Genomic DNA, 2287 nt, shown 5'->3' on the forward strand with positions numbered 1-2287 from the left:
CCCGCCTGCACGCCGCCAACGGCTGGGCCTGGCTGGATGCGTGGGTGAAGAACGGCCGGTTCCAGCCGGAGTATGTGGTGGGCGGCGTGGTCTCCGGCCGCTGGGCGTCCCGAGGCGGCGGGGCGCTGCAGATCCCGCGCCAGATCCGGGGCGCCGTCCATGCAGATCCGGGCCACAAGCTGATCGTCGCCGACGCCTCCCAGCTCGAGCCCCGGGTGCTCGTGGCGCTGGCGCAGGATGCCAGGATGGCTGAGGCTGCGCGCGACAAGGACCTGTATGCGGGCATCGCCGCGCAGGGCTTCGGCGGCGACCGCGCCAAGGCGAAGGTGGCGCTGCTCGGGGCAATCTACGGGGCAACAACCGGCGAATCCGGACGCCTGATGCCGCAGCTGACCCGCACCTATCCGCGTGCCGTCGGCTTCGTGGAGCAGGCAGCCCGCGAGGGGGAGGCCGGCAGGACGGTCACCTCGCGGCTGGGCCGCAGCAGCCCGCCGCCATCCGTTCGCTGGCTGCAAAGCCAGCAGTCCACCAGCGCCGAAGAACAGCGCCGGGCCGATTCGATCGCCCGCTCGCGCGGCCGGTTCACCCGCAACTTTGTGGTCCAGGGTTCCGCGGCCGATTGGGCGGCCTGCTGGCTGGCAGAACTTCGACGCCGGCTCCGCGCCATGCGTGCGGACGGCAGCCCCGCCGGGGAACTGGTTTTCTTCCTGCATGACGAAGTCATGGTCCACTGCCCCGAGGACGCGGTGGCCGACTGCACCCGGGCCATCGAGGAAGCGGCGAGCGCCGCGAAGGAACTGCTGTTTGGCCGGATTCCCGTGGAGTTTCCGGTGAGCGTCGCCGTTGTGGACTCGTACGATAACGCCAAATAGTCGGCCGGAGTCGCCTGCCGTAACGTACCCGCCAGTAGCGTTGTGCACCCTCTGTGACGGCAGTTACCCTCGGAAAGGCCGGTCATTGATCCGAGGTGCGCCGGCCATGCAAGGACGCATAGTTTGGGGAGGCAACACATTGGCTGGAATTTTTGAGATCGCCGAGGCCGGCGGGAAGAAGTACTTCTTCAAGCTGACGGCACCCGATGGAACGGTGGTCGCCGTTTCACCGCTGTTCAACACGATCAAGGGTGCAGCCGCAGGTATCAACGCCGTGCGGGAGAACGCCGCGACCGGGCTGATCGTCGACAAGTCCCGGGCCCACGGCCAGTCAGTCCCCCGGACGGCCGCTGCACGGCCCGGCGTCACACTGGCATCCAGATAGGGACGGCGCGGAGGACCTGCCTCAGCCGTGCAGCCTGCTCCAGGTATCCACGCTGAGCAAACTCCCGCGGTCCCACGGGACCGCCCACCCCAGCTGATCGAAGAGCTGGTTGAGGATCATCCCTGTAAAGCCCCAGACCACCACGCCATTGACGGTGAAAGCGGGGCTTTGGAAGGTCTGCTCCGCCCGGGTCACGGTGGCCATCACGCGGTTGTCCGGATCCAGCAGGTCACGGACCGGGACGCGGAAGACCTGCGCGGACTCGCCGTAGTCCACCACCCGCACGGGCGACTGGGACGCCCACCAGCCCAGGACCGGCGTCACCAGGAAGTTTCCGCGGGGAAGGGCCAATTCCGGCATCACACCGAGGACTTCAACGCCGGCGGGATCCAGTCCGGTTTCCTCTTCCGCTTCCCGTAGAGCGGCCTCGATGACGGATTCGCCCGGGTCGATGCCGCCGCCGGGGAAAGCGACCTGCCCCGGATGGTCATCCAGGGTCTGGGCGCGCTGCAGCAGGAGAACATCCAGATCGGCGGGGGCGAGAAGTTTCACCGAGGTCGCTGGGACGTCGTCGAGCGAGCCGAAGAGCATCAGCACGGCTGCGCGGCGGATCCGGTCGCCGGGCTCGACGACGAGTTCCTGCCAGCGGGGATCGGGGGACGGCGCCGTTCCGGCTTCCACCGCGGCCACCAGGTCAATGAGGTCCTGCCGGGCGGTCACAGCGGCTTCCTCTGGGATTCCATCCGGATTTCTGCGGCACGGTGGGTCTCGGCGAGGAGCTTCGACAGCAACTCCTCCTGCCCCGGGGCCAGTTCGTACTTCAGCAGCTTTCTGGCCTTCTCCGGCTCTGTCTCACCCATCCCATAGCTCGGGCACCAGTTCGCGACGGCGCAGGCCCCGCAGGCGGGCTTGCGGGAGTGGCACACACGCCGGCCGTGGAACACCACCCGGTGCGAGAGCATGGTCCAGTCGCGGGGCTCGAACAGTTCCGCGACGTCGGCCTCGATCCGCACCGGATCGTCGGACCCGG

The 2287-nt window shown here is 68.4% G+C and carries 3 protein-coding genes and 1 pseudogene (1 of these 4 cut by a window edge); 2 read left to right on the forward strand and 2 right to left on the reverse strand.

The window, feature by feature from the left end; translation table 11 throughout:
* Positions 1–872, forward strand: an 872-nt coding sequence (locus K789_RS0121320; RefSeq protein ID WP_024368512.1) for a bifunctional 3'-5' exonuclease/DNA polymerase, incomplete at its 5' end; no start/stop codon positions are given.
* A gap of 139 nt (positions 873–1011) precedes the next feature.
* On the forward strand, positions 1012–1257 hold the full coding sequence (locus K789_RS23775; RefSeq protein WP_024368513.1) for a YegP family protein: 246 nt from the start codon (positions 1012–1014) through the stop codon (positions 1255–1257).
* A 21-nt stretch (positions 1258–1278) separates the two neighbouring features.
* Here the strand turns inward: K789_RS23775 and K789_RS0121330 are convergent, their stop codons facing one another.
* Complete coding sequence (locus K789_RS0121330; protein WP_024368514.1) at positions 1279–1977, reverse strand: NUDIX hydrolase; 699 nt, start codon at positions 1975–1977, stop codon at positions 1279–1281.
* Positions 1974–2287 (reverse strand): annotated as a pseudogene (nth, locus tag K789_RS23780) (endonuclease III); it runs 450 nt beyond the window's last position. Before nth ends, K789_RS0121330 begins: the two are co-directional and overlap by 4 nt.

Source organism: Arthrobacter sp. TB 26 (genome assembly GCF_000427315.1).
In the GTDB taxonomy this organism is placed as follows: domain Bacteria; phylum Actinomycetota; class Actinomycetes; order Actinomycetales; family Micrococcaceae; genus Arthrobacter.